The organism is Calothrix rhizosoleniae SC01 (genome assembly GCF_900185595.1).
In the GTDB taxonomy this organism is placed as follows: Bacteria; Cyanobacteriota; Cyanobacteriia; order Cyanobacteriales; family Nostocaceae; genus Calothrix_A; species Calothrix_A rhizosoleniae.
This window is the reverse complement of record NZ_FYBH01000283.1, coordinates 1-6081: the sequence shown is the minus strand read 5'-3', so window position 1 is coordinate 6081 and position 6081 is coordinate 1. Positions and strand designations below refer to the sequence as shown.

Sequence of the window (6081 nt, the reverse complement as noted above, 5' to 3'; positions counted from 1 at the left end):
TAATCACTTCTATTGCGTTTTCTTTGTCTTGATTACCAGCTCCTGGGATGAGCAGCAACGCTTCTACACCTTGTTTATAAGCTTTTTGAAGTTCCTTGGCGGGTTGAAAATTAGATTTAGACAAGTTGTATGTGAATATTTCTCCCCTATTGTTTTTAATGCTTCTTCCAAACACATACCTGAAAGCCTGACTATACTTATTCTCATTATTAAAAAAAATAGCTACTTTTTTTTTCTTTAAAGTCGATATCATATAATCAGCTAAATAAATTGCTGTTTCTTCATCACTGATAGCTGTGCGAAAAAGATAAAGATTATCACTAGTAGAAATTTCAACAGAAGTACTAGTTGGAGAAATAGCTACAAGTTTTCCTTGTTCATAAACCCCGCCTGCAGCAAGGGTAACACCACTAGAGAAATGACCAACTACACCTAGTATTTGTGGATTTTCAACCAATAACTTTGCTATTTCTTTAGCTTTGCTTTTATCATCATCATCATTAGCGATCGCTACCTGCAATAGCCTACCATTAATACCGCCCTTTTTATTAATCTCGTCTTGAGCATGAGCTACACCACGCAGTACTTCTTTTGATTCATCAGATTCTTTGATGGTAGGAGAACTTACAGCTATTTTGAGTGGATTATCCTTCTGATCATCTGGATTATCCTTCTGATAAGCTAAAGCATTATTCCGATAAATTAGTGCTTCTGGATCGTTAGGATTTGGCTTCTGATTCAAATAATAATCAAAAAACTCCATACTCTTGTCATATTCTTTAGAAGCAAATGCTATAGTTCCAGCTTTTTTACAAACATGATTGTCTGTTTTTATATAATTGTCCTGTTTTAATATAAACTTTTCACCATAAACAATCTTCACATTCTTATAATTATTAGCTTGTGCAACATTTTTTTGAGAATATCTACTACATTTTTCTGCTATTCCTTTTGGCGGTTCATCTTCGCCGATAATAGGTAAAAATCTGGCTATTGCTATGCATGAAATAGCTAATATCATTATTCTTAATACCGGCCAATTTATTATAGTTTTTATTTTTTTATCATCTATTAGAGGCTTTTCGATAACTGCTATATCCCCATCTGTAAGTTGTAAAATATCCTGGAAACGCTTCAAATCAGCACGAGTTTTATCCTTTATAGGATATTCACTCTGAATCTTTTCACGAAAAATTTCCTCGTATTGGTGTAATTTTTCTTTGTATTGTCGGAAAGGTTGTAAAACTTCATCCTCAATTCTAGTTGCTTCCTCAGGTGTTATTCCTAACCTATCTCGTAGTAGATTTAATGCTTTACGACCATCAACAGATATTTCATCATTTTGTGCCCAATACTCAACTTCTTTGCGATATATGAGTTTGGGATTATCAATTGGAGCTTGAGCAATCTGTATCTTATAACCTTCTTTAATTGCATATATTTCTGGCTTCATTGCTGGAGCAACTTCTTGAACTTTTGCTTGTGCATATTCATGCAATTCATCAACAGAAATCCAAGCATCTTCATCTTTATCTGCTGCACCAGTTTCTAATCCTTCAACTATGTAGCGGGTATAAGTTGAGATATCCGAGCCTTGTTCTTCAAAAGAGTATTGGGTAGAACTTGAAGATGTCAGAATAGCTCGTCCCTCTCCACCCAATTGGTTTCTAATATCTACAAAGCGATCGCTTTTTGCATTCAATCCATTAGCAAAAGCTCCACTAAAGCAACAATCTAAAATCAATACTTGGCGCTTAGAGCGACTTCTGTTCATAATGTTATGCACAAAGCTAGCTTGCACTGCTGTTGCAGTTAGGAGTTCTCCTTTATTATTTTTGCGGGTATCACAAGTGGCAAAATAAAGGTTACCGGAGTCATCCTTGATACCATGACCAGAAAAATAAAGCAGTACAAGGTCATCTTTTTGCAAGTCTGAAAACAAAATTTCAATGGCTTCCCGCATTGGTTGTGCGTCTGGATTAGCAAGCAGTTTTACATCATCAAAGCACCCAATTTTTGGATTTTCCAACACTTCCTGTATAGCTTCTATATCTTTTTTCGCAGCTGGTAAGCGGGTAAAACCATCTCTATAATCACTGACACCAATGAGCAATGCAACCTTCGCCATATTTTATTTGTCCTTATTTGTAATACTTCCTAGTTTCCATCAACAAACTTTTGAGCTTGTTCCACAGCAGTAATTAATTCCTGCTGACTACTAGCTTTGACTTTCAGTTTTTTCCCGTTTGCTTCAACTTCTAGTTCAATGGCTTTACCAGTTAGTCGCTCCCTAATGAATCCTGCTAGTTGCTTAAAATTCTCAAAACTGACTTCAGCTTGCAGCACACCTAAAAGATAACCCCCTAAAGACTTTGCTCCAGAGGGCATGTCTTTCAATTCCGTCTGTCTGACGTTTTATACTCCATCAATATCTTTTATCTCTTGCAGGAGATTTATTGTTAGTTTTTCTGGCTCCTCTGCTTCTAAATCCGCGTCTTGAACAGCAATTATCAATTTGATATTGGTTTGGCTTAACATATTAGATTAAATTTTGGATACAATGAAATAAGATATACATATATAAACCGTATTTTAACGCAATTATTCCATGATCAGCAGGAGAAATCTGGACAGAATTAAGAGAAAATACAGATTCTCTGATGGGAACTGTCGCGGTTGGTGATTTGCATACTAAGTCAAAAGGCAAGAACATACAGTATATTTAGACAGATTGGTTTATCAGCAATAACTGTGTTGTTGACAACATGATTTGGTTGTAACCAACAAGCTGGAAACAGCTGGCTTGATATAGCGGTTACTCACATTGCTTGTATTAAATCGGGTGCTTGACCAATTTGTACCAATATTTAGGCGGTTTATGGCTAGACTCTCCCAAGAATTAGAGCGATTTTTTTTTGAAGAACAGAAATCACCCGAAGTAAATTTAACAGATATTTTGCTGCTAGGGGGAGAGCGAGTTTTCGGCTTCCTATTCGTAATCTTATCCCTTCCTTCAGCCTTACCTGTCCCCGCACCTGGCTATTCTATACCTTTTGGTGTCCTCATGCTCATCTTGGCAATACAGTTAATTGTTGGTGCGAAAACTCCCTGGCTACCGAAAAAGATGGCAAAACACCCCATCAAACTGGAAACAGTGCAAAGGTTTCTCAAGGCTGGAATTCCTTGGTTGGGTAGAATTGAAGCTGTAACCCGCCCTCGTCTCAGCTTTATTTGTACATCTTTACCAGGTAGGGTGACTATTGGTATAGCGATCGCACTCATGTCTATTTCTATGATGATACCAATTCCTGGTACTAATACTTTGCCGGCGATCGGTATTTTTGTCACTGGCTTTGGTTTACAAGAGGATGATGGTGCAATTACTCTGGGGGGTTTGGTTCTTTGCTTGATGGGAGTAGCTGTAAGTGCTTCTATCGTCATCGCTGTAGCTTGGGGTGGTTCCAGCCTCTTGGATTTGATTAAAGTTTGGTTAGGACGTGGCTAAATAGCTGTAGCATTTATGATTTATTAAAACATCCACTAAAAACGCCGCAATCAATAAAGTACTGCAAATCGGATGTCATTTTATCCTTCATAATTAATAGGGTTTATTATCCTCTGGCTTTGTTTTAAACTCTGGCTTTGTTTTAAACTCTGGCTTTGTTTTAAAAATAAGCGATCGCCTTATCATTTTTTACGGAATATTATTTTTCTTGGATAAATATTAATATTCTGACTGTGGGATGACAAAATGATGTCAAAATCTTGTTAAGACAGAAATTATGCGATCGCTTACCACGACTCCCTAGTTCATACTCTACATGAAAAACTGAATCAAAAATTTTGGTTTACGAGACATGCCTAGAAGAGTTCATCTGTAAATACCAATTACCTTAGTAAATACCAATTACCTTGCATTTACTAAGGTTAAGTTTTGTTTTTTCTTACTGCCTAATACTATTATTCTTTAGATGACAATTATTTCAGTTGTCTCTCATTTTAAATAAATACAAGATATGAATCGACCAAAAAGTCTTAACAATAATTAAAAAGAACATCAATAATCTCAAGCACATTAAAATGATAAGATTCTCATGTGTTTTTTAAACAATGGGATTTATGAAGAAATTACGAATTCTATTCTGTACACCTCCTTATCATCCCTATCATCTTGCAGATGAGAAAGTTTATATTGTCGAGCCCTTGCAATTTGAAGTTCTAAGTTCCCTGCTTGATAAACAAAAGTTTGAGATTGATGTATTAGATTTACGTTTGGAACGTCGTCAAGGAGCCCTGGAAAAAAAACTAGGCTCATTTCATCCAGACATTTTTGTGATGAACTGCTGGACTTTGCACCTGAATCTAGTTAGAGAAGCCTTGCAAAAGGTCAAAGCCTTCGACTCCAATATTATGACACTTGTAGGCGGTGAACATACCCGCATTAATCCCACGGATTTAGCCATCGTTCAAACAGACTTGATTTGGATGGGCGAAGGTTATCAAGGCTTTTACGAGTTGATGAATTATCTTTATGCAGGGGACAGTGAATATCGTAAACTGAACGGCTTAGCTTATCAGGAAGACGGTGTCTTCATCTCCAATGGTCAAACCGTTGTAGACCCCAACTTTGATTTAGATACTTTGCCCTTCCCTGATCGCTCTATCACAAAAAGATATCATAAAAAATATTATCATCTCTGGTGGAAGCCAATTGTGGCCATGCGGACAGCAATGGGTTGTCCGGCTCGTTGCTCATTCTGTAATCTTTGGAAAGTCAATGTCGGTAAGTATTTAGGTTGGAGTCCTGAATACATTGTCGATTATCTTTCCACCTTGGAAGAACCCTACGTTTTATTTGTCGATGACCATTGTTTTGGTGATGTTGAACGTTCTTTTGCCCTAGGTGAAGCTTTATTAAAAAGCGGACTCAACAAACAATATTGCCTCTACAGTCGAGCTGATACTATTACTGAGAATCCTGAACTGATTGAACTTTGGGCTGCTGCTGGACTGAAAAGGGTACGCATGGGCTTAGAGAGCTACTCTGATGAGACTCTAAGTAATATGAATAAACACGCCTCTATTGACCATAGTACTAAAGCAATCAAAATCCTCCAGAAACATGGCGTACTGACAGAAGGACTGTTCCAGATTGGTGTAGATTATACCCCGGAAAATTTCCAAGGGATGCTCAAGTACATCCGTGAGCAAAAAATTGAGGTTCCGAACATCACTGTATCTACCCCCATGCCAGGTACGGTAGAATACACGATGCAAAAAGATCAGATTATTTACAACGAACCCGAATACTTTGATTTCCAACATGCAGTTATGGAAACCACTTTGGATATCAAAACTTTCTGTCACGAGTACAGTATGTTAATGATTCGTGCCCAGCGTCCTCCTCAAGAGCAGATTCGTCTGATGGGATTAGGAAAATTCATCACGAAAATGCCTAATTTCTGGCGATATTTCTGGTCTCTACGGACATCTTACAAACACTATCTGCCAGAAAATCGTGTCGATTCCGGTACTAAGAAAAGGACTGATCTGGAATTCTTACCTTGGGTTAAAAATGATCAGAATCTAGAGCCGAAGCGACAAAAAGAACTAAAAACCATTGAAAAGCTCTATCAAACGGAAATGGCTGGTACTCATAGTTAACCCTTTTTCAACCAATAGAATATCTATTTAACGTCAGTTCGGGTTAAACAAGTGTATTCACCATTAACTGGCTGAAACAACATAAGCACTTTGACAGATACTAAAATCGACCAACCTAGGGTGAGTTACACTCGATTTTAAGCCTATGAACTGGATAATGCCGACATTACTAGATTGAAGCAGAAAACTAATTCCTTAAGTCTATGAATAGATCTGAGCAAATTTAGTTTAATAGTTAAGCAAAAACAAACAACAGAGCTTATACCAATTTGAAAAATGATTGTGACAGATAGAAAAGAAAGGCTTATGCATTAACTCTTTCACAATCCATAATCTAAAATCTAAAATCTAAAATCCAAAATGGTATTAGTTCTTGATCTCTGCCAGGGATTGTCAATTCTTACCCTGACTATTACC

The 6081-nt window shown here is 37.1% G+C and carries 5 protein-coding genes; 2 read left to right on the top strand and 3 right to left on the bottom strand.

Annotation, left to right across the window (positions count from 1 at the left end; all coding sequences use genetic code 11):
* From CALSC_RS16905 to CALSC_RS27880, 3 genes are all read right to left on the bottom strand, one after another.
* Nucleotides 1–2128, bottom strand: a 2128-nt coding sequence (locus CALSC_RS16905) for a caspase, EACC1-associated type (protein ID WP_088242478.1), incomplete at its 3' end; no start/stop codon positions are given.
* 29 nt (nucleotides 2129–2157) lie between these two features.
* Entirely contained in the window at nucleotides 2158–2388 is a 231-nt protein-coding gene (locus tag CALSC_RS16900) for a hypothetical protein (RefSeq protein ID WP_088242477.1), read from the bottom strand.
* Between the two features lie 27 nt (nucleotides 2389–2415).
* Nucleotides 2416–2538 carry a hypothetical protein gene (locus CALSC_RS27880; protein WP_268807219.1) on the bottom strand — a complete coding sequence of 41 codons (123 nt, stop codon included), beginning with the start codon at nucleotides 2536–2538 and terminating at the stop codon, nucleotides 2416–2418.
* 340 nt (nucleotides 2539–2878) lie between these two features.
* Here CALSC_RS27880 and CALSC_RS16895 point away from each other — a divergent pair, with 340 nt between their 5' ends.
* Together CALSC_RS16895 and CALSC_RS16890 are read left to right on the top strand one after the other, a co-directional pair.
* Nucleotides 2879–3505 carry an exopolysaccharide biosynthesis protein gene (locus tag CALSC_RS16895; protein ID WP_088242476.1) on the top strand — a complete coding sequence of 209 codons (627 nt, stop codon included), beginning with the start codon at nucleotides 2879–2881 and terminating at the stop codon, nucleotides 3503–3505.
* A 614-nt stretch (nucleotides 3506–4119) separates the two neighbouring features.
* The gene (locus CALSC_RS16890) at nucleotides 4120–5664 is read left to right on the top strand and encodes a B12-binding domain-containing radical SAM protein (RefSeq protein ID WP_159460639.1); all 1545 of its coding nucleotides are present in this window, start codon (nucleotides 4120–4122) and stop codon (nucleotides 5662–5664) included.
* The last annotated feature ends 417 nt before the right edge of the window (nucleotides 5665–6081 follow it).

Coding starts and splice junctions, on each gene's coding strand:
- CALSC_RS16900 (WP_088242477.1), bottom strand. CDS start 2,388: ATGCCCTCTGGAGCAAAGTCTTTAGGGGGTTATCTTTTAGGTGTGCTG.
- CALSC_RS27880 (WP_268807219.1), bottom strand. CDS start 2,538: ATGTTAAGCCAAACCAATATCAAATTGATAATTGCTGTTCAAGACGCG.
- CALSC_RS16895 (WP_088242476.1), top strand. CDS start 2,879: ATGGCTAGACTCTCCCAAGAATTAGAGCGATTTTTTTTTGAAGAACAG.
- CALSC_RS16890 (WP_159460639.1), top strand. CDS start 4,120: ATGAAGAAATTACGAATTCTATTCTGTACACCTCCTTATCATCCCTAT.